Source organism: Brevundimonas lenta (genome assembly GCF_014196335.1).
Taxonomy (GTDB): domain Bacteria; phylum Pseudomonadota; class Alphaproteobacteria; order Caulobacterales; family Caulobacteraceae; genus Brevundimonas; species Brevundimonas lenta.
On the sequence record NZ_JACIDM010000001.1, the window covers coordinates 135010 to 155868 of the forward strand.

Annotated in this window: 17 protein-coding genes; 7 read left to right on the top strand and 10 right to left on the bottom strand. The window is 69.7% G+C overall.

Annotated elements, in window-relative coordinates; genetic code table 11:
- Nucleotides 1-84: 84 nt before the first annotated feature.
- The 4 genes from GGR12_RS00750 to GGR12_RS00765 all read right to left on the bottom strand — a co-directional run bounded on the left by GGR12_RS00750 (nt 85) and on the right by GGR12_RS00765 (nt 7262).
- Nucleotides 85-2973 (bottom strand): M16 family metallopeptidase, encoded by a 2889-nt coding sequence (locus GGR12_RS00750; RefSeq protein WP_183201846.1) that lies wholly within the window; start codon nt 2971-2973, stop codon nt 85-87.
- Between the two features lie 133 nt (nt 2974-3106).
- Nucleotides 3107-3994 (bottom strand): hydrogen peroxide-inducible genes activator, encoded by an 888-nt coding sequence (locus GGR12_RS00755; protein WP_183201849.1) that lies wholly within the window; start codon nt 3992-3994, stop codon nt 3107-3109.
- Between the two features lie 138 nt (nt 3995-4132).
- The gene (gene katG, locus GGR12_RS00760) at nt 4133-6355 is read right to left on the bottom strand and encodes a catalase/peroxidase HPI (protein WP_183201852.1); all 2223 of its coding nucleotides are present in this window, start codon (nt 6353-6355) and stop codon (nt 4133-4135) included.
- Nucleotides 6356-6449: 94 nt separating this feature from the next.
- Nucleotides 6450-7262 (bottom strand): EcsC family protein, encoded by an 813-nt coding sequence (locus tag GGR12_RS00765; RefSeq protein WP_183201853.1) that lies wholly within the window; start codon nt 7260-7262, stop codon nt 6450-6452.
- A 109-nt stretch (nt 7263-7371) separates the two neighbouring features.
- On the opposite strand from GGR12_RS00765, the gene mdh reads away from it, so the two are divergent.
- A complete protein-coding gene (gene mdh / locus GGR12_RS00770; protein WP_183201856.1) occupies nt 7372-8334 on the top strand; it encodes a malate dehydrogenase in 963 nt (320 codons plus the stop codon).
- A gap of 87 nt (nt 8335-8421) precedes the next feature.
- On the opposite strand, the gene GGR12_RS00775 is transcribed toward mdh, so the two are convergent.
- The 3 genes from GGR12_RS00775 to zapE form a co-directional block, all read right to left on the bottom strand.
- Nucleotides 8422-9288 (bottom strand): hypothetical protein, encoded by an 867-nt coding sequence (locus GGR12_RS00775; protein ID WP_183201858.1) that lies wholly within the window; start codon nt 9286-9288, stop codon nt 8422-8424.
- 88 nt (nt 9289-9376) lie between these two features.
- Nucleotides 9377-9913, bottom strand: a complete 537-nt coding sequence (locus tag GGR12_RS00780) for a YbjN domain-containing protein (protein ID WP_183201860.1) — start codon at nt 9911-9913, stop codon at nt 9377-9379.
- A 53-nt stretch (nt 9914-9966) separates the two neighbouring features.
- A complete protein-coding gene (zapE, locus tag GGR12_RS00785; protein ID WP_183201862.1) occupies nt 9967-11067 on the bottom strand; it encodes a cell division protein ZapE in 1101 nt (366 codons plus the stop codon).
- Nucleotides 11068-11222: 155 nt separating this feature from the next.
- Between zapE and GGR12_RS00790 the strand changes: the two genes are divergently transcribed.
- The 3 genes from GGR12_RS00790 (at nt 11223) to GGR12_RS00800 (ending at nt 15070) form a co-directional block, all read left to right on the top strand.
- Nucleotides 11223-12269, top strand: a complete 1047-nt coding sequence (locus GGR12_RS00790) for an aspartate-semialdehyde dehydrogenase (protein WP_183201872.1) — start codon at nt 11223-11225, stop codon at nt 12267-12269.
- Between the two features lie 157 nt (nt 12270-12426).
- A complete protein-coding gene (rarD, locus tag GGR12_RS00795; RefSeq protein WP_343053044.1) occupies nt 12427-13356 on the top strand; it encodes an EamA family transporter RarD in 930 nt (309 codons plus the stop codon).
- A 199-nt stretch (nt 13357-13555) separates the two neighbouring features.
- The gene (locus tag GGR12_RS00800) at nt 13556-15070 is read left to right on the top strand and encodes an MFS transporter (protein WP_183201874.1); all 1515 of its coding nucleotides are present in this window, start codon (nt 13556-13558) and stop codon (nt 15068-15070) included.
- Here GGR12_RS00800 and GGR12_RS00805 read toward each other — a convergent pair.
- Nucleotides 15055-16185, bottom strand: coding sequence for a serine hydrolase domain-containing protein (locus GGR12_RS00805; protein ID WP_183201875.1), 1131 nt, complete (start codon nt 16183-16185; stop codon nt 15055-15057). The genes GGR12_RS00800 and GGR12_RS00805 overlap by 16 nt on opposite strands.
- A 103-nt stretch (nt 16186-16288) precedes the next feature.
- Here GGR12_RS00805 and GGR12_RS00810 point away from each other — a divergent pair, with 103 nt between their 5' ends.
- Nucleotides 16289-16720 carry a hypothetical protein gene (locus GGR12_RS00810; protein WP_183201876.1) on the top strand — a complete coding sequence of 144 codons (432 nt, stop codon included), beginning with the start codon at nt 16289-16291 and terminating at the stop codon, nt 16718-16720.
- 19 nt (nt 16721-16739) lie between these two features.
- On the opposite strand, the gene GGR12_RS00815 is transcribed toward GGR12_RS00810, so the two are convergent.
- A complete protein-coding gene (locus GGR12_RS00815) occupies nt 16740-18371 on the bottom strand; it encodes a M28 family peptidase (RefSeq protein ID WP_183201877.1) in 1632 nt (543 codons plus the stop codon).
- A 204-nt stretch (nt 18372-18575) separates the two neighbouring features.
- Entirely contained in the window at nt 18576-19796 is a 1221-nt protein-coding gene (locus GGR12_RS00820) for a BaiN/RdsA family NAD(P)/FAD-dependent oxidoreductase (protein WP_183201878.1), read from the bottom strand.
- Between the two features lie 212 nt (nt 19797-20008).
- Here GGR12_RS00820 and greA point away from each other — a divergent pair, with 212 nt between their 5' ends.
- Complete coding sequence (greA, locus tag GGR12_RS00825) at nt 20009-20485, top strand: transcription elongation factor GreA (protein ID WP_183201880.1); 477 nt, start codon at nt 20009-20011, stop codon at nt 20483-20485.
- A gap of 96 nt (nt 20486-20581) precedes the next feature.
- Entirely contained in the window at nt 20582-20731 is a 150-nt protein-coding gene (locus GGR12_RS00830; RefSeq protein ID WP_183201882.1) for a hypothetical protein, read from the top strand.
- Nucleotides 20732-20859 lie beyond the last annotated feature (128 nt).

Consider the following 20859-nt stretch of genomic DNA (forward strand, 5'->3'; position numbering starts at 1 on the left):
TCCCCGTCCCGGGGAGGGTGGCTGAGCCGCAGGCGAAGCCGGGTGGGGGCGACCCGCGAACAGTCCGCCCCACCCTGTCGGCCCCTACTGCAGCGTCGCGCGGTCCAGGTTCAGGCTCGACAGCGGGATGACCTCGACGTTCGGATATTTCGCCCGCAGCGCCTCGATGAACTGCGCCGCGTCGCCGACGATCACCACGCTGGCCTCCGACCCCGGCAGATGCCGGGCGAAGGCGGCCTCGATCTGCTCGGGCGTCACGGCGCGGACGTTGCCGGCATAGGCCGCCAGCTCGCTCATCGGCAGGTCATAGAGGGCCAGGTTGGCGACGAAGCCGCCCAGGCCGTCCACTGTCTCCAGCGAGCGCCCGAAGCCGCCGATCATCACCGCCCGACGCGGCGACAGGTCGGTCTCGGTCGTGCGCTCGGTGCCCATGCGGTTGATCTCCTCCAGGATCAGATCCGCCACCGCCGGCACCGCGTCGTTGCGGGTCTGGGCCGAGGCAGTGAACACGCCCTCTTCCGCCCGCGCGCCCAGCGACGATCCGGCGCCGTAGCTGAGGCCGCGTTTGATCCGCACCTCCTGGTTCAGGCGCGAGGAATAGCCGCCGCCCAGCACCGTGTTGCCCAGCGACAGCGGGAAATAGTCGGCGTCGGCGCGCGAGATGCCCCGCACCGCCGCCACCACCGCCGCCTGGCCCGCGCCCGGCTGGTCGATCACGACGACGCGCGGCGCCAGCGCCGCACCGGCCGGATTGGTTGCCGTCACTGTCGCCACACGCGTGTCGCGCCAGTCGCCGAACGCCTGCTGCGCCAGGGTGCGCGCCTGCTCGGTCGTGATCGCACCCGAGAACACCAGGGTCGCGTCCTTCGGCGAGAAATAGCTCTGATGGAACCGCGCCACGTCCTCACGGGTGATGGCCGGCACAGACGTCACCGTGCCCGATCCCGGCGCACCATAGGCGGCGTCGCCATAGATCACCCGGCCAACCGCCTGCGAGGCGACCGGACCCGGCTGGGTCAGGGTCACGCGCAGGCCGTCCAGCGTCTGCGACTGCTGACGGTCCAGCTCCTCGGCGGCGAAGGCCGGATTGCGGACCACGTCGGCCATCAGGGCCAGGGTCTGCGGGAAGACGTCGGCGGGCGAGTTCGCATAGACGTTGGTGAAGTCCACCCCCGCCCCGGCGCCCACGGTCGCGCCCAGTCCCTCGATCTCGGCGGCGATCTGCGGCGCCGAGCGCGTCGTCGTGCCCTGGGTCAGAAGGCCGGCGGTCATGGTCGCCAGGCCCGGCAGGCGGCCGTCGTTGCGCGTGCCGGCGTCGAAGCCCAGACGCGCCGAGATCAGCGGCACGCCCTCGGTCGGGGCGACCAGCACCCGCAGCCCGTTGTCGAGGCGGAAGTCGGCCACGGCCGGCGTCGCCGGTGACACCTCGGGTCCCGGCGTCGGGATGGCGGCGCGTTCGGCCTCGGGCAGCAGCACCGTCGGCTCGCCGGCGGGGGCCAGATCGGCCACATGCACCGGCGCGTCCACGTCCTTGTTCTGCTCCGACGGCGGATGGGCCTCGTCGGCGGGCAGGTAGCGCATGGTGATCATGCGCTGTTCGGTCAGATAGCGGTTGGCCACCCGCTGCACATCGGCGGCGGTTACGGCCTGCAGCGCGGCCACCTCCTGGTCGGCGGCCGCGGCGTCGCCGTCCCACATCAGGGCGAAGCCCAGAGCATTGGCGCGATCGTCCACGCCTTCCCGCGAGCGCAGGATGTCGGCGACCAACTCGTTCTTGGCCTCGGCCAGTTCGGCGGCGCTGACGGGCTCGTCGCGGAAGCGGGCCACCTCGGCGCGCAGGGCGGCGAGGCCCTCCTCCGGCGTCTTGCCGTCGGCCATGATCGCATAGGCGGTCAGATTGCCCGCCTGCTGCGCGAAGTCGGGGCTCGAACTGGCCTGGGCCGCGATCTGCTTCTCATAGACCAGCGACTGGTACAGGCGGCTGCTCTCGCCGGTCGACAGAATGCCGTCCAGCACCGTCAGGGCCGCACGGTCCGGGTCGCCGTAGGGCACGGTCCGCCACGCCAGCATCACCGCCGGCAGCGGCACGTTGGCGCCATAGAAGGTCGCCTCGCGCGGACCGGTCGGCTCGGCCTCGACCACATTGTTGGCGGGGAGGGCGGTGGCCGGATTGGTCAGCCCGGCGAAATACTGCTCGATCCAGCCGTCCAGCTTCGCCTGATCGAAATTGCCCGCCACGATCAGCACGGCGTTGTCCGGCCGATAGTAGGTGGCGTGGAAGCGGCGCACGTCGTCGATGGTCGCTGCGTTCAGCTCCTCGATCGAGCCGATGCCCGGGCGGCGGTACGGATGGTTCTCATAGATGGTCTGCGGCGCGAACAGGCCGAAGAAGCGGGCGTAGGGATTGGCCAGATAGCTCTGACGGTATTCCTCCTTCACCACGTCCCGCTCCGAGGCGAAGACGTCGGCGTCGACGACCAGCGAGCCCAGGCGATCGGACTCGGCGAACAGCAGCCGCTCCAGGTGATTGGCCGGCACCACCTCGTAGTAGTTGGTGAAGTCGTCCCAGGTGGAGGCGTTGTTGAACCCGCCCACGTCCTCGGTCAGCCGGTCGAACGTCTCTGTCGGCATGTTCTTGGTCGACTTGAACATCAGGTGTTCGAACAGGTGGGCGAAGCCCGAGCGCCCGGCCGGATCGTCCTTGGAGCCGACGCGGTACCAGACCTGCACGGTCACGTTCGACGTCGAGGCGTCCTTGAGCGTGTAGACCTTCATCCCGTTCGGCAGCACGCATTCGCGGAAGCCCAGCGGCGGCACCTCGCCCGGCGCGACGGCGGCGGGCGCCGGCGTCGGGGCGCAGGTCAGGACCGGCGCGGCGACCGCCTGTTGCTGCGGCGCGCTGACGGTGGCGCAGGCCGAAACGCCGGCCAGCAGGGCCGAGGCGGCGGCGGTGAGGATCAGACGGGACTTCATGGGGAACAGGCTCCGCATCCCGCGCGCGCGGGACTTTCGGCGAACCTGACAGGCCGCCTCGGCGCCTGCACCTTACGGAGTCGTAATGAAGCGACCGCGCAACCTCAGGGGGCGCGCGTCGGCCGAACCCGGATCAATCCAGTTTCAGCGCCTCGGCCAGCAGCTGCGCCTCGGCGGCGCGGCTGGAGCCTGTGCGCCAGGCCACCACGATCTCGCGGCGCGGCGCCCTGGCGGCGATGGAGCGAACCACCACGCCCGGCATGTCGGCCAGACCCGCACGCACCGCCATCTCGGGCAGGAAGGACACGCCCAGCCCCGACGACACCATCTGCACCAGGGTGTGCAGGCTGGTCGCGGCGAACACGTCGTCGCCCTTCGGCGCCTCGATGTCGAAGGCCGCCAGCGCCTGGTCGCGCAAACAGTGGCCGTCCTCCAGCAGGATCAGGTCCTCGGCCTTCAGCGAACCCGGCGCGATAGGTCCCGGCCCGGCCAGGGCGTGGCCCAGCGGCGCGGCCGCGAGGATCTCGTCGTCGCCAATGCGGGCGTGGTCGACGCCGTGAGCGGTGTAGGGCAGGGCGATCACCGCCGCGTCCAGCAGACCGGACTTCAGTCCCGCCACCAGCCGCGGCGTCAGGTCCTCGCGGATGAACAGGCGCAGCGCCGGATAGGCGGTCTTCAGACCGGGCAGTTTCGCGGGCAGCAGGAAGGGCGCGACCGTCGGAATCACGCCCAGGCGGAACCGCCCGGACAGCGGTTTGCCGGCGTTCTTCGCCGCCTCGACCAGGTCCTCGGTGCGGGCCAGCACGTCCTCGGCCCGTTTCACCGCCTCGGCGCCCACGGCCGTCAGTTGCACCTGGCCGCGGGTCCGCTCCACCACCGGCGCGCCGAGAATGCGCTCCAGTTCCTGGACGCCCGCCGACAGGGCCGGCTGGCTGACATGCGCGGCCTCGGCGGCGCGGCTGAACGAGGCGTACTCGGCGAGAAGCTTGAGGTACTGGAGCTGACGAAGCGTAGGAAGCATCGGTCGGTGATAGACGGCCGCTATCCCGAAATCAAAACCTATCGACATCTCTTATCAGACTTTTCCGCGCGCCAGATGGTCGCACGGGGCCGGAAGCTCCCCGCCGCGGCGTCGCGGCGGGGAGATATTCCCGACCGGTCAGGCCGCCTTGCGGCCGCCCAGGTCGAGGTCGAACCGGTCGGCGTTCATCACCTGCACCCAGGCCGCCACGAAGTCCTTCACGAACTTCCCGCCGGCGTCGGCCGATGCGTAGACCTCGGACAGGGCCCGCAGCTGCGAATTGGAGCCGAACACCAGGTCCGTCCGGGTCGCGGTCCACAGCTCCTCGCCGGAGATGCGCTCCGAGCCGAGGAAGACCTCGTCGCCGCGATCGTCGACCTCCTTCCACGCCGTCCGCATGTCCAGCAGATTGACGAAGAAGTCGTTGGTCAGCTGCCCCGGCCGGTGGGTCAGGGCGCCGTGCGTCGACCCGCCGTGGTTGGCCCCCAGCACCCGCAGGCCACCGACCAGCACCGTCATCTGCGGGGCGGTCAGACCCAGCAGCTGCGCCCGGTCGACCAGCAGTTCCTCGGTCGGCACATTGAAGCTGACGCTCAGATAGTTGCGGAAACCATCGGCCTTCGGCTCCAGCACCGCGAAGCCCTCGACGTCGGTCTGCTCCTGACTGGCGTCGGTGCGGCCCGGCGTGAAGGGGACCTCGATCTTGTGGCCGGCGGCGAGAGCCGCCTGTTCGACGCCCACCGAGCCGCCCAGAACGATCAGGTCGGCGATCGACACATTGGTCCCGGAGGCCGCCTTGATGTCCTCATAGACCTTGAGGACCTTCGCCAGCTTCGCCGGTTCGTTGACCTCCCAGTCCTTCTGGGGCGCCAGCCGCAGACGGCCGCCGTTGGCGCCGCCCCGGAAGTCCGAGCCCCGGAACGTCGCCGCCGACGCCCAGGCCGTCGTCACCAGATCGGCCACCGACAATCCCGAGGCCTTGATCTTCTCCTTCAGCGCCTGGACGTCGGCGGCGCCGATGATCGGACCCTGCTGCGCCGGAATCGGATCCTGCCAGATCAGATCCTCGGCCGGCACTTCCGGCCCGAGGTAGCGGGCCTTGGGACCCATGTCGCGGTGGCACAGCTTGAACCAGGCGCGGGCGAAGGCGTCGGCGAAATAGGCCGGATCACTACGGAATTTCTCCGTGATCTTGCGGTAGCCGGGGTCGACCTTCAGGGCCATGTCGGCCGTGGTCATCATCGTCGGCACCTTTCGGTGCGGACTGTGCGCGCCGGGCGCCAGGGTGTCCTCGGGATTGCCGACCGGCTGCCACTGTTTCGCGCCGGCCGGGCTGCGGACCAGTTCGTATTCGTGGTCCAGCAGCATCTCGAAGAAGGTCATGTCCCACTTGGTCGGCGTGGGGGTCCAGGCGCCTTCGAGGCCCGAGGTGATGGTATGATCGCCCATGCCGCTCTCGTGGCCGGACTGCCAGCCCAGACCCTGCTGGGCGATGTCCGAGCCCTCGGGCGCAGCGCCGACCTTGGCGGCGTCGCCGGCCCCGTGGGCCTTGCCGAAGGTGTGGCCGCCCGCGGTCAGGGCCACCGTCTCCTCATCGTTCATGCCCATGCGGGCGAAGGTCTCGCGCATGTCGCGCGCCGACTGCAGCGCCTGGGCGTTGCCGCCCGGGCCTTCCGGATTGACATAGATCAGGCCCATCTGGATCGCCGCCAACGGGCTCTCCAGCGCCTTGCCCGCCTCCTCGTCGATGCGGGTGGCGCCCAGCCACTCCTCCTCCGTGCCCCAGTAGACGTCCTTCTCCGGCTCCCAGACGTCGGCCCGGCCGCCGCCGAAGCCGAACACCGGCCCGCCCATGCTTTCGATGGCGACATTGCCGGCCAGGATCATCAGATCGGCCCACGACAGATTCGCCCCGTATTTCTGCTTGATCGGCCACAGCAGACGCCGCGCCTTGTCCAGGTTGCCGTTGTCCGGCCAGGAGTTCAGCGGCGCGAACCTTTGTTGGCCCGCATTCGCGCCGCCGCGCCCGTCGCCGGTGCGATAGGTCCCGGCCGAGTGCCAGGCCATGCGGATGAAGAAGGGGCCGTAGTGGCCGTAGTCCGCCGGCCACCACGGCTGGCTGTCGGTCATCAGGGCATGCAGGTCGCGTTTGACCGCTGCGTAGTCCAGCTTTTTGAACGCCTCGGCGTAGTCGAAGTCGTCGCCCATCGGGTCGCCCGACTTCCCTTGCTGATGCAGGATGTCCATCGTCAGATGGTTCGGCCACCAGTCGCGATTGGTTCGGCCCAGCAGGGTCCGGAGCGCCTCCGGCTCCTTCCGCGGATCGTTCAGGGGAGTGGGTCCGCCGGCTTGTCCGTCCATGATTTCCTCCTGTTTATGACTCGATTGGAGGGACCCTATGCCCCTCGCCGCAGAAGGGAAAATCGATAAACTTTGTCGTCACGAACAGGTGAAGTTATAGCGAAGCTTCGCCGGCCGACCGGGCCTCCTCGCCGAACCAGCGCATCCGGCAGGCCATCATCGCCGTCTCGCCCAGCCGGTCGACCAGCCGCCAGTTGACCACCGCCCCGATCGGCGCGCCGACCACCGGGATCAGCTGCGCCATCTTCGCCAGGTCGATGTAGTCGCGGTACTCCTGCTGGAACCGCCGCCAGTCGTAGTCGGCGACCGCCTCCGGCTGCCCGGCTCCGGCGATCCAGTCCTCCAGCGCCCTCAGCGCCTCCGGCCGCCGCTTCGGGCTGGCGAAGGCCAGGTGGAAGATGTGCAGCAGGAACAGCCGCTCCGCCGTCGCCCCGCCGCCCCAGCCGTAGACCGCCACGATGTCGGACAGCATCCGCACCTTGATCGCCATCAGCGCGGGGAAGTCCGCCGCCGCCATCACGAAGCCTCCGGCTCCGGCGATCCCGCCCTCGACCCCGGCCGTGTTGCGATAGGCCCGGATCAGCGCCCGCGCCTTGTCCTCGCGCGCCGCCAGCGACCCGCCTGCCGGCGGCTGCGCTTTCAGCACCTCCGACCCGGTCATGATGCCCCGCGTCATCGCCTCGACGCCCGCCGTGACGACGGCGTGGACCCGCTCCGGGATGAGCCTGTTGATCCGGTCCTGGGCGGCCCGCGAGGCCTTGTCCATCAACCCCGGCCGCCGCAGCATCCGCGCCCGCCACGCCTCCATGTCCGCCCGGATCGCCCCCTCGTCGACGACCGTCACCAGGCCCGCCGGCACGTCCTCCGGGGCGATGAATTCGGGCAGGGTCTCAGGTGATCGGGTCATCAGGATTCCGCGTGACGCGGCGTCACGGTTGCAGGCGAAAGCGCACGGGTCTAGACCGCCGCGCGACAGCGGTATCGCACCGCACAACTTCCTCCCGGAGACAAGCAGTATGGCTCGCGCGAAGATCGCCCTTATCGGCGCCGGCATGATCGGCGGCACCCTGGCCCACGTGGCGGCGCGTGAAGCGCTGGGCGACGTCATCCTGTTCGACATCGCCGAAGGCACCCCCCAGGGCAAGGCGCTGGACATCGCAGAGGCCACCGCCGTTTTCGGTTCGTCAGTCGCGCTGAAGGGCGCCAACGACTACGCCGAGATCGCCGGCGCCGACATCTGCATCGTCACCGCCGGCGTGCCGCGCAAGCCGGGCATGAGCCGCGACGACCTGATCGGCATCAACCTGAAGGTCATGAAGGCCGTCGGCGAGGGCATCAAGGCGCACGCCCCGAACGCCTTCGTCATCTGCATCACCAACCCGCTCGACGCCATGGTCTGGGCGCTGCAGAAATTCTCGGGCCTGCCCAAGGAGAAGGTCGTCGGCATGGCCGGCGTGCTCGATTCGGCCCGCTTCGCCTACTTCCTGGCTGAAAAGACCGGCGTGTCGGTGCAGGACATCCACGCCTGGACCCTCGGCGGTCACGGCGACGACATGGTCCCCATGGTCCGTCACTCGACCATCGGCGGCCTGCCGCTGCCGGACGCCGTCTCGGCCGGCTTCCTGACCCAGGATGAACTGGACGCCATCGTCAAGCGCACCCGTGGCGGCGGCGGCGAGATCGTCGCCCTGCTGAAGACCGGTTCGGCCTTCTACGCCCCGGCCGAAAGCGCCATCGCCATGGCCAAGTCGTATCTTCTGGACCAGAAGCGCGTCCTGCCCTGCGCCGTCTGGCTCTCGGGCGAGTACGGCCTGTCTGACCTCTACGTCGGCGTCCCCGCCCTGATCGGCGCCGGCGGCGTCGAGAAGGTCATCGAGTTCACCACCAACGACGAAGAAAAGGCGATGTTCGCCAAGTCGGTCGAGTCCGTCCAGGGCCTCATCCAGGCCTGCAAGGACATCGACGGTTCGCTGGCGTAAGCCGCGCACACCGCTGAACAGCGAAAGGGCCGCGGAGGAATCCGCGGCCCTTTCTTGTTGCGCTTGCGCAGCGAGAGATCCGGACGTCTAGAAGCTGCCGGACGTGCTGCCGTAGGGCTTCAGGCTGGGGCAAGCCCGAACCCGATTGAGAAACTGGCGGAACTGCGCGAGCTTCTCGCTCTCGGCCGTCACCAACGCCCGCTCGATCTTGCCGTCGTCAGTAGTGAACACTTCCCACCCGAAATCGCGCGCGTCGTCGGCGAGGATGAGCCGGCGACTGCCGCCGAGACATGCAGAATCCACGGTGAACACCTGCACCCCAAGGCTCGCCTGATTGTCGAGGATCCTGATCAGGTCCGGCGCGTCCCGCCGATCGTCGTCGACAAAGAAGGCCCGCCGCACCGTCCCGCCCCTCTCGATGAAAGCCTTCATCTCGGAGGCGACCTGTGTGCCGTTCCAGAAATAGTGGGTCTCGGTACGGCTCGTCGCGATCAAGGTGACGCCCGGCCCGAGTCCCTTGAGCGTATCGAGGTAGAAGGTCCGAAACGCATCCGCGTCCCTCCACTCGAACGTTTCGCGACGAACCAGATCCCTGAGTTCCTCGACAAGGCTCTTCGCCTTGGCCGCACCGAGAAGCGCGATGTTCGGCTTCAGCAGTTGCGGCACCTTGTCCAGCCGGTCCAGGGACTCGTTGACCAGCAACGCCCGAATGCCCTCAAGCTCGGCGTCCTGTCGCTCCAGATGACGACGCAATTCGGCTCGATGCTCGTCTGTCCGCGCCGCATCGCTGGCGAGAAACAGCAGCAGCCCCCCGATCATGGCCAGCCCGACCGAGGAGATCAGTCCGCTCAGAGACGGCGTCGTCAGGAACGGGTCCGCGAAGTCCGCCAGACCCGTCAGAATGCCGGCTATGCCGACGGCGCGAAGTCCCCATCGCTCGAAGGAGTTTCCCAACCCGTATCCCCCAAAGGCTGTTCTCACCTGTTCGTGCGAACTTCAGCACGCAACCTGGAGTCAGGGAAGGGGCGTGGTGACCCGTTACCTACTGCGGCGGCGCCGCCGGCGCCGGAGTCTCGACCAGGAAGCCCACATGCCGCGCGAACAGGCCCAGCATGCCGACCCACACCGCCGTCGGATCGGTCAGCTGGTCGACGCCGCCCGGGCGCAGCAGCAGGTCGTACTGCACCGTCGCCGATGGATCGCCGCCCGCATCCGCCGGCGCATAGAAGGCCTTCAGGAAGCGCTGGTCCCGGTTCCAGTTGTTGACCATGTCCAGGGTCACGCCCGGGTTGGAGAAGAAGGCGGCGTACTGGATGTCGGCGCACACGTCGCCGGTGCAGCCGTAGAAGAACACCGCCCAGGTCATCTCCCCGTCGCGCACGGCGATGAAGGTCTGGTCGCCGACGCGCTGCACCGGGGCGACCTGACCGCCATGGGCGGCGATCCAGGCGCTGACGTCGGAAATCGACAGGCCCGGCTGGGCGGCCGCCGGGGCCGGTGCGGTCTGCGCCATGGCCGGCGCGGCGGCCGTCGCCATCACGACGGCGGCGGCGAGGGCGGAAACGGTACGTCGGATCATTCAGCTCTCCTTCGCCGCCAGCTACAGGCGGTCGCACGGCGACAGTATGGCGGTCAGTCGCGCTCGCGCGCCAGCCATTCCGCGCCGGCCATTTCATTCAGCCGCGACACGGTGCGCTCGAACTCGAACGCGCCGACGCCCTCGCGGTACAGCGCCTCCGGCGCCGCCTCGGCCAGGGCCACCAGCCGGGTCCCCGCCTCGTAAAGCGCGTCCACCAGGGTCACGAACCGGCGCGCCTCGTGGTGGTTGGCCGGCCCCAGCACCGGCACGTCCTCGACGAACAGGGTGTGGAAGCGCTCGGCGACGGCCAGATAGTCCTGCGGTCCCAAGGCCCGTCCGCACAGGTCCGCGAAGGTCGCCCGCGCCAGGCCGCCGTCGGTCCGCTCGACCACCACGTCGCGCCCCAGCACGTGCAGATGCGTCGGCGCCTCGGCCTGCTCGCCCTTCAGGTCCTCCCACAGCGCCTCGAAGTGCGCCCGCGCGTCCGCATCGTTCGGCGCGAACCACACCCGGTCGCCCATCAGCCGGTCCAGCCGCCAGTCGCGCGCGCCATGCACGGACACGACCTCGCAGGCCTCCTCCAGCATGGCGATGAAGGGCAGGAAGAGCTGGCGGTTGATCCCGTTCAGATACAGCTGGTCCGGCGCCCGGTTCGACGTCACCGCCAGCACCACCTTCTTCTCGAACAGCGCCTCGAACAGCCGTCCCAGGATCATCGCGTCGGCGATGTCGGTGACCTGCAGCTCGTCGAAGCACAGCAGCCGCGCCTCGGACGCGATCAGCTCGGCCACCGGCCCGATCGGATCGTCGCCCTTCGACTGGCCGAAGATCGCCTTGCGCGTCTTCACATCGCCCTTGCGCCACTGGCCGATCAGCTCGTGCACCCGGGCCATGAAGGCGTGGAAATGGGCCCGCGTCTTCCGCTTCTCCGGCGCACAGGCGAAGAACAGGTCCATCAGGATGGATTTGCCCCGTCCCGGCGGCCCCCACAGATAGACCCCGCGCACCTCCGGGACCTGGCCGAACAGGCCGCGCTTCTCCAGATCCGTCTCCAGCCGGCCGAACGCCTCGACCACCGGAACCTGCGACGGATCCGGCGTCAGCCGGCCGTCGGCCAGGCGGCGTTCATAAGCTGCGCGTATGTGAGAAGACATCGTTCTCGGGCTTAGCGGCCCCCGTGCCCCCTGAAAAGCGATTGCTTCGCGGCTGCGAAGGACTACATGCAGCCCTCACTATCCACATACCTGCGCCCCTCAAGTAGCGAGCCGCCGCGCGGCGAGCGTTAGGGACGTCCGAAGGACCACCAAACATGGGTTATGTCGTCGCCGTCGTGGGCGCCACCGGCAATGTCGGTCAGGAAATGCTCAACATCCTGGAAGAACTGAACTTCCCGGTCGACAAGATGCACGCCATCGCCTCCCGCAAATCCAAGGGCGTCGAGGTCTCCTTCGGCGACCGCACCCTGAAATGCGAGGACCTGGAGCAGTTCGACTTCTCCGGCGTCGACATCGTCCTGATGTCCGCCGGCGGCAAGGTGTCGAAGGAATGGTCCGAGAAGATCGGCAAGGCCGGTCCCATCGTCATCGACAACTCCTCCGCCTTCCGCATGGACCCGGACGTGCCGCTGATCGTGCCCGAGGTGAACCCGGACGCCATCAAGCAGGCGAAGAAGAAGAACATCATCGCCAATCCGAACTGCTCGACCGCCCAGCTGGTCGTGGCGCTGAAGCCCCTGCACGACGCCGCGAAGATCAAGCGCGCCGTGGTCTCGACCTACCAGTCGGTGTCGGGCGCGGGGAAGGAAGGCATGGACGAGCTGTGGAACCAGACCAAGGCCATCTACGGCCTCGGCGACGCCACGCCCAAGGTCTTCCCCAAGCAGATCGCCTTCAACGTCCTGCCCTTCATCGGTTCGTTCCGCGACGACGGCTACACCGACGAGGAAGCCAAGATGTGGGACGAGACCCACAAGATCCTCGACCCGTCGATCAAGCTGACGGTCACCTGCGTCCGCGTGCCGGTCTTCGTCGGCCACTCGGAATCGGTGACGGTCGAGTTCGACCGTCCGATCAGCCCCGACGAGGCCCGCGCCATCCTGCGCGACGCGCCGGGCGTGCAGGTGATCGATAAGCAGGAAGCCGACGGCTACATCACCCCGATCGACGCGGCCGGCGAACACGCCGTCTACGTCTCGCGCATCCGCAAGGACCACACGGTCGAAAACGGCCTGTCCTTCTGGGTCGTGTCCGACAACCTGCGCAAGGGCGCAGCCCTCAACGCCGTCCAGATCGCCCAGCTTCTCGACGAAGCCGGCGTGATCACGCCGAAGAGCGGCTACCGCACCCTGACCGTCTGAACGTGCCCGTCTCCTCCCCCGCCTACCACTGACCCGTCACCCTCGGCCTTGTGCCGAGGGCCCATAGACACCGTGCAATCCGGCGCTTCTCCGGACCCTGCCGCGCGTCTGGATCCTCGGCACAAGGCCGAGGATGACGAAGGAAAGGAACACCGCTGTGACCCCGTCGGCACCTGAAGCCACGTCCCGCGCCGCCCTGCTGTCCGCCTTCGGCTGCTACGTTCTCTGGGGCGTCATGCCGCTCCTCTTCATGGGCCAGGCGGCGCAGGGTTTCGACGCCCTCGAAATCCTCGCCCACCGCGCCCTCTGGGCCGTGCTCGTCGCCGGCCTGCTGGTGGTTCTCGCCAAACAGGGCGGCCAGGTCGCCGCCGTCTTCCGCTCGCCGAAGACCCTCGCCTGGCTGTCCTTCTCGACGGTCCTGATCGCGGTGAACTGGGGCATCTACGTCTGGGCCACCACCCACCACGCGACGCTGGAAGCCAGCCTCGGCTACTACATCAACCCCCTGCTCAACATGATCGTCGGCCTGTGGTTGTTCCGTGAACGGATCGACCGCTGGGGCTGGGTCGCCATCGGCCTCGCCGCCGTCGGCGTCCTGCTCCAGGCGCTCGCGCTCGGCCGCCCTCCGTGGATCTCCATCGTCCTCGCCATCAGCTTCGCCACCTACGGCGTCATCCGCAAACGCGTGCCCATCGACGCCCAGGCCGGCCTGCTGGTCGAATGCCTGCTGCTGGTCCCGTTTGGTCTCGCCTGGGTCCTGTGGCTGCAGCACACCGGCGCCGGCGTCGCCTTCGACAGCCCGACGCACACCCTCTGGGCCCTGGCCAACGGCCCGGCCACGGTGCTGCCGCTGGCCCTGTTCGCCTGGTCGGCGCGTCGCCTGCCGCTGTCGACCATCGGCTTCATCCAGTTCCTCGCTCCCACCCTCCAGTTCGCCGTCGGCGTCTGGGCGGGCGAGGCCCTGACACCGCTGCGCATCGCCTCCTTCGCCTTCATCTGGGGCGGAGCCGCCGTCTTCGCCGCCGCCGCCCTCTTCCGCGTCCGCGCCGCCCGCCAGGCGCTGAAGGAGACGGCCGAACCGGCGTGACGCTCGGGTCGCGAACGGCTGCCAGAGGCGGCGATTAGTGGCTAGTGGCTAGTGATTAGTGGCTGACGCGGTCGCCATTGGAGGCCGAGCGGTTCCCGCTGGTGATCCAGCAATCACTAGCCACTAGCCACTAGCCACTTCCCACGCTCCGCTGCGTCCGGGCGACGACAACTCCCCGCCGCCGCGCTACGCTCCCCCCATGACCCACGCCCACCGCGGTCCCTGCGACGCCGGACAGGTCCAGGGCGCGGCCGCGCCGGGTCAGGCCCTGTCGAAAGCCCGCAAGCGCTGGGTGCTCGCCGCCACCGTGCTGGGCTCCAGCCTGACCTTCATCGACGGCTCGGCCCTGGGCGTCGCCCTGCCGGCTATCCAGAACGACCTCGGCGCCGGTCCCGCCGCCGCCCAGTGGGTCTCCAACGCCTATCTGCTGACGCTCGGCGCCCTGGTCCTGATCGGCGGCGCGGCCGGCGACCGCTTCGGCCGCCGCCTGGTCTTCCTCATCGGCGTCGCCGTCTTCACCCTCGCCTCCGTCGCATGCGCCCTCGCTCCAACGGTCCAGCTGCTCATCGTCGGCCGCGCCGTGCAGGGGATTGGCGCCGCCCTGCTGACTCCCGGCGCCCTGGCCGTCATCGGCTCGGTCTTCCCGCCCGAAGAGCGCGGCAAGGCCTTCGGAACCTGGGCCGGCGCCGGCGCCCTGTTCGGCATGGTCGGACCCCTGATCGGCGGCTGGCTGGCCGATCAGGCCGACTGGCGCTTCATCTTCTGGATCAATGTCCCACTCGCGGCCCTCACCGCCCTGGTCACCCTGCGCGCCGTGCCCGAGAGCCGCGATCCCTCCGCCCGCGGGCTCGACTGGGCCGGAGCCCTGCTGGCCACCTCCGGTCTCGCCGCCGTGACATGGGCCCTCACCGCCGCCCCTGACCTCGGCTGGACCAACCCCCTGATCCTGTCCGCCCTCGCCGGCGGCGCGGTCCTGCTCATCGCCTTCCTCGTCGCCGAGGCGCGTCAGAGTCACCCGATGATGCCGCTCGGCCTGTTCCGCTCGCCGGTGTTCAGCGGCATCAACGGCCTCACCCTGCTGCTCTATTTCGCCCTGGGCGGGGCCATGTTCTTCCTGCCCTTCGATCTGATCCGCGTGCACGGCTGGAGCGCCACGAAAGCCGGCGCCGCCATGCTGCCCTTCGCCGTCATCATGAGCCTGTTCTCCGGTTCGGCCGGCCGCCTCGCCGACCGCTTCGGCGCGCGCCTGTCGCTCAGCGTCGGACCCGTCCTCGCCGGCGTCGGTCTCGCCCTGCTGGCCTTCATGCCCCGGACGGCCGGCTATGTGGACGGGCCTCTGGCGGGCATGACCGTGCTGGCGATCGGCATGACGCTCGCCGTCGGCCCCCTGACCGCCGCGGTGATGGGGGCGGTGAAGCCGGAGCACACCGGCGTGGCCTCCGGCGTCAACAATGCGGTCGCGCGCGTCGCCGGTCTTCTGGCCATCGCCCTCCTCGGCCTGGTTCTGTCCGGCCAGTTCAGCCATCGCGTCGCCGATCCGGCGACCGCACGCGACCTGCTGGGGGCCTTCATGGCGGGCGACACCACCGACGGCGCGCTGCGCAACGCCTTCCACTGGGGCTATGCGTGGGTGATGCTCACCTGCGCGCTCGCGGCGTTCGCCGCCGGGGTCATCGGCCTCCTGACCGCGCCGAAGCGTCAGAACACGGAATAAAGCGCGTCCAGCAGCCGCACCGCGCGCGGATCGCCGATCAGATGCGGCGACTGGCGCGTCATCACATAGGCCGCCGACAGCCGCACTTCCGCGTCCGCGACCACGCAACTGCCGCCCCAGCCGTAATGCCCGCGCGCCTCGTCATGCGGCCCGAACACGCCCAGGCCGCGGTTGCAGGTCAGCCCCGCCGCCCAGCCCATGACGAACGGCAGCACCCGGTCCTGGCCGTAGATCCGCTCGCGCCGCAGCGCCTCCAGCGTCGCGTCCGACAGCACCGTCCGCCCGTCGATCGCCCCGGTCGCCGCCACGCCCACGATCCGCGCCAGATCCAGCGCCGTGCCGTGCAGGTTGGCCGAAGGGATCTCCGCCTTGCGCCACTCGCCCGACTCCCGCTGTCCCGGCGACGAGCCGCGGTCGAAGAAGGCCGAGCGCTTGACCGCATCGATGACGCCCAGGTTTGGCGGCGCCGCCGGTTTGCGCATCTGCGCCACGCGCCCGAACTCCTCTTCCGGCAGGCCGATCCACAGGTCGAGGCCGGGGAAGTCCTGACGCAGCGCCGTCCCCATGCTGCGTCCGTCGACCAGCCGGTATAGTTCGCCTGCCAGATAGCCGATGGTGATCGGGTGATAGCCGGACGCCGTCCCCGGCGCCCACAGCGGCGCCTGGGCGCACAGCTTCTCCAGCACCACGGCGCGGTTGAACCAGTCGGTCGGATCGATGGCCTCGGCGAACCCCGACAGCCCGGCCTGGTGGCTCATCAGCTGGCCGACCGTGATCCGCGCCTTGCCCGCCTGCCCGAACGCCGGCCAGTAGCCGGCCACCGGCGCCTCGTAGTCCAGCAGCCCGCGCTCGACGCAGGTCGCGATCAGCAGCGCCATCACCGACTTGCCGGCCGAAAACACCGGCGTCAGCGTGTCCTCGCCGAACGGCACGCTCTGCGCCGTATCCGCCCAGCCGCCCCACAGATCGATGACGGCCTCGCCGTCGATCACCACGCTGAACCGCGCCCCCCGCTCGTTCAGCCCCTCGGGCGCATCGGTGAAATTGGCGGCGAAGGCGTCCTTCACGGCCGCGAAGCGCGGCGGACAGACGCCGTGGATGTCGGGGAGGGTCATGCAGGTCTCCTACCGCTCCCCCGTCGCGGCGTCATCCTCGACTCCTCACGCAAGCTGAGCCGTATGAGTTGCTCCCGGCGGAGGTCGCTGTCACATCTGGCGCATGCGCCCAGCTTCGCACTCGTCCTCGGTCCGGTTCGCCAGCGTCGTCGCCGGTCTGACCTTGCCGACTGTCGCGCTGATTAACGTGCTGCTCGCCGGCTTCAAGGTCAACGAAGCGGCCGGTCAGGCCGCCGATGCGTTCATGGCGATCACCCTGATCGTCGGCAGCGCCCTGATCCTCGCGCCCGCCGGTCGGCGCCGCAGGCTCCTCGCCGCCCTGGCCGCCGCTATCCTGCTCTTCACCCTCTGGTCGCTGCACGCCCGCCTCAGCACAACCCTGGATGTCCGGTTCGGGGGCGCCTATGGCTGGAGCGGGACACGGACCATGGTGATGACCCTGATCGAGGGTCCCGTCCTCGCGGTGTTGGCGGCGGCGCTGACGTTCGGCCTGGCCCACCTGCCGGGCTTCAACCGGGACCCCGCGATCGCCTGAGAACGGCCGGCGTTCCGGCCTACTCCCGCGCGCTCGCCGACGCCTTCCGCGCCGCCTCGAACTCCGACCCTGCATTCCACTCCGGCCATTCCTCGCTGTTCGCAAGGTCGCTGCCGACCAGATACAGCAGGTTCACGTCCACCGCCGCGGCGTCCATCACCCACTCCGGCGTCCATTCGTCCGAAGGCTTGTGATAGCGGTTCTGCACATAGTCCCGGCTCGCCTCGTTGTGGCCGGTGAAGCCGGCGGCGGCGAACAGCGCCGGCACACCGCGTCGCGCCAGCGGGAAATGGTCCGAGCGATAGAAGCCGCCTGCCTGGGGCGCCGGATCGGGGATCAGCACCCGGCCCTGTTCGGTCGCCCGCCGCCCGACCCAGGCGTCGGTCTGGCTCTTGCCCGCGCCCATCACCACGATCTGCGGCGACACCTCGGTGCCCGGCAGCAGGCTGTCCATGTTCAGGTTCGCCACCGTCGTCTCCAGCGGCCAGACCGGGTTGGCGGCGTAGTATTCAGCGCCCAGCAGCCCGGCCTCCTCGGCCGTCCAGATGCCGAACACCACCGACCGCTCGGGCGGAGCGCCTTCCTTGAACATCCGCGCCAGCTCGATCATCGCCGCCACGCCCGTCGCGTTGTCGACGGCGCCGTTATAGATGTCGTCGTCCCCGACCGGCGTGGCGCGGCCGTAGGCGTCCCAGTGCGCCCCGTACAGCACCGTCTCGTCGGGACGTTCCGAACCCGGAATACGCGCCAGGATGTTGCGGCTCTCGATGTTGTCGTGGGTCTGGCCGAAGTCGATCGACATCGTCACGCCCGGCAGCACCACCGGCCGGAATTCCTCCGTCCGCGCCTGCTCGCGCAGCGCGGCGTAATCCAGACCCGCTGACCGGATCAGCCGCTCCGCCGCCTCGCCCTGGATCCAGCCCTGGGCCGGCACGCGCTCGGCGGCCCAGTCCTGACGGACGATGTCGAAGTCGGGCGCCGTCGACGACCCCTCCAGCACGCTCCAGCCGTATCCGGCGCCGGGCGTGTCGTGGATCACCAGCACCCCGGCCGCGCCCTGGGCCGCGGCCTCCTGGAATTTATAGGTCCAGCGGCCGTAGAAGGTCATGGCGTTGCCGTCGAACCGGCCCGCCACCGGATGCCCCTCGGGCGCGCCGAAGTCCGGGTCGTTGACGATGACCAGCAGGATCTTGCCCTTCAGGTCCATGCCCTTGAAGTCGTCCCAGTTCCGCTCCGGCGCATCGACGCCGTAGCCGACGAACACCACCGGCGCGTCGGTCACCGTGATCCGCTCCAGCGGCTGGTCGCTGGCCACCAGCACGTCCGGCCCGCGCCGCAGCTCCATCTCGCCGGCCGGCGTCCGCGCGACGATCGTGGCCGGTCCCGCCTGCTGCGTCCGGCTCAGCTTCGCCGACTGCACCCACTGGCCGTCCGGCCCGCCCGGCTCCAGGCCGAGGGCGCGGAACTGCTCGACCACATAGTCGACCGTCTTCTGCTCGCCCGGCGTCGCCACGCCGCGGCCCTCGAACTCGTCCGAGGCCAGCACGCGCGTGTGCTCGTTCAGCAGCGCCGGATCAGCCGTCTGGGCCAGGGCCGGGCCCGCGACCAGCAGGGCGGCGGAGGCGAGGAGGGTCAGGCGAAGGCGGTTCATGGCTCTCTACTTTCCGCTCATCCCCGCGAAAGCGGGGACCCAGTTCTTTGGGCGAACCGGTGGCGATGGGGTCGCACTGAAACCAATCCCTCCTACCAGCCTTGGAAAGCACTGGGTCCCCGCTTTCGCGGGGATGAGCGGATTGGGGGGTGCTGGCTCGATTTCAGACCTGAATACGCTAGCGGTTCCTGCGCAGAGACGAAATCAACTTTCCCGCGCCAATGCTAGCCACCCCAGCACGCCCTCCGCCGCCACCACGCCCGAGGCGAAACAGGCCTGCAGCAGATAGCCGCCGGTCGGCGCCTCCCAGTCCAGCATCTCGCCGGCGACGAACACGCCCGGCAGCGCCTTCAGCATCAGATGGTCGTCGACCTGGTCCAGCCGCACACCGCCCGCCGACGAAATCGCCCGCTCCAGCCCCTGCACGCCCGTCAGCGTCAGGCGCACCGCCTTGATCCGCTTGGCCAGCTTGTCGGCCCCCTGCGGCACCTCGCCAGGAATTTCGCGCATCAACCCGACCGCCGCCGGCGACAGCCCGCCGGCCTTGCGCAGCCAGTTGGTCACGCTGTCCTTGCCGCGCGGCCTGGCCAGCTTCGCCGCCAGCGCCTCCACCGTCAGGTCCGGCCGCAGGTCGACGACCAGTTCCGCCGTCCCGTCGCGCAGCACCGCCTCGCGCAGCGGCCCGGACAGGGCATAGACCGCGCCGCCCTCCAGGCCGTAGCGGGTCACCATCGCCTCGCCGCGCACCGTCCGGTCGCCATGCGTCAGCGCCACCGGCTTCAGCGGCTCGCCCGCGAACCGGTCGGCGAACACCTCCGACCACGCCACGTCGAAGCCCATGTTTGACGGCCGCAACGCCGCCACCTCCACACCGGCGCCGGCCAGATCATCCGTCCACGAACCATCCGACCCCAGCCGCGGCCAGCTGGCCCCGCCGGTCGCCAGCACCACGGCGTCCGCCGCCTCGACCCGCTCGCCCTCCGGCGTCGCGAACACCCACGCCCCGTCGCGGCGCCCGGTCCAGCGCGACCGCGTCCGCACCTCGACGCCCAGCTCGGCCAGCCGCCTCAGCCACGCCCGCAGCAAGGGCGAGGCCTTCATCGTGTTCGGAAACACCCGTCCGGAAGAACCCGTGAACGTCGCCTGCCCCAGACCCTCGGCCCACCCCACCAGATGCGTCGGCGAAAACCGATCCAGCCAGGCCGCCACCGTCGGCCCGGCCTCGCCATAGCGGCCGACGAATCCGTCCAGCGCCTCGGTGTGCGTCAGGTTCAGCCCGCCGCGCCCGGCCATCAGGAATTTGCGCGCCACGGACGGGATCGCCTCGTGCACCACCACCCGGGCGCCGCCCTGGGCCAGCCGCTCGGCCGCCATCAGCCCCGCGGGGCCGGCGCCGATCACATGCACTGTCTTCAACTCTGTCATCCGCCGGTCTCTACTCTCTTCCGCTCACCCCGGCGATCCGAAGGACGGCGCGAAGCAGCCAATCCGGGGCCCAGATGGAATGGCGCTGACCTTTCCGGAGTTCGATGCCCTGTCTCCAGGCGCCTGGTCCCCGATCTGGATCCCGGCATTCGCCGGGAGGAGCGGAAGAGGGGGTGACCGGAACGCCCGCGCCCGCCATACGCTCATTCCTTATGAGCGTCGCCTTCACCCGTGAGGAAGATCTGGAGGCCACGGCCGCCGACCTTCCCGACCGTCCCATCTCTCCGCACCCGAACCTGGTCACCCTGTCGGGCCTGGCGCAGATCGAGGCCGCCCTCGCCGACGCCCGCGCCGCCTACAACGCCGCCCAGTCCAGCGGTACGATCGAGAGCGACCGCACCCCCATGGCCCGCGCCGCCCGCGACCTGCGCTACTGGTCCGCCCGCCGCGCCTCCGCCCAGCTGGTCGAGACCGTCGCCGACGGCCGCGTCCGCTTCGGCGGCTCGGTCGCCATCGAGCGCGAGGACGGCCGCACCCAGACCTGGCGCATCACCGGCGAGGACGAGGCCGACCCCGCCGCCGGTTCCGTCAGCCACGTCTCGCCCCTGGCGCGCGCCCTCGTCGGCAAGCGCGTCGGCGACGAAGCGTCCGTCGCCGGACAAACTGTCGAGGTTGTCGCGGTCGATTGACGTTGCTCCCGGGGCCAATGCGCCCCACCTTGGGTTTCCCCCCGCGCGCCCGTTCGGCGCGAAGCGCGCCCGCGCTGCAAAAAGAAAGAAACGCCGATGGCCCGTAAGCCCAACTACAGCTTCGAACGCATGGAACGCGAGCGCGCCGACGCCAAAAAGGCCGCCGAAAAGGCCGCCGCCAAGGCTGAAAAGAAAGCCGCCGCCGCCGCCCGCAAGGAAGCCGGCCTGCCGCCGCTCGAGGACTGACCTCCCCGCGACACAGTTGTTGAGGCCGCGCGGCTGGACTTCGCGCCGCGCGGAATGCTCTGTTGCGCCGCGACAGGGACGCGGGCGCCTCATGCCGTCGGACGTCCCCTGTTTGGGGATGTACAAGA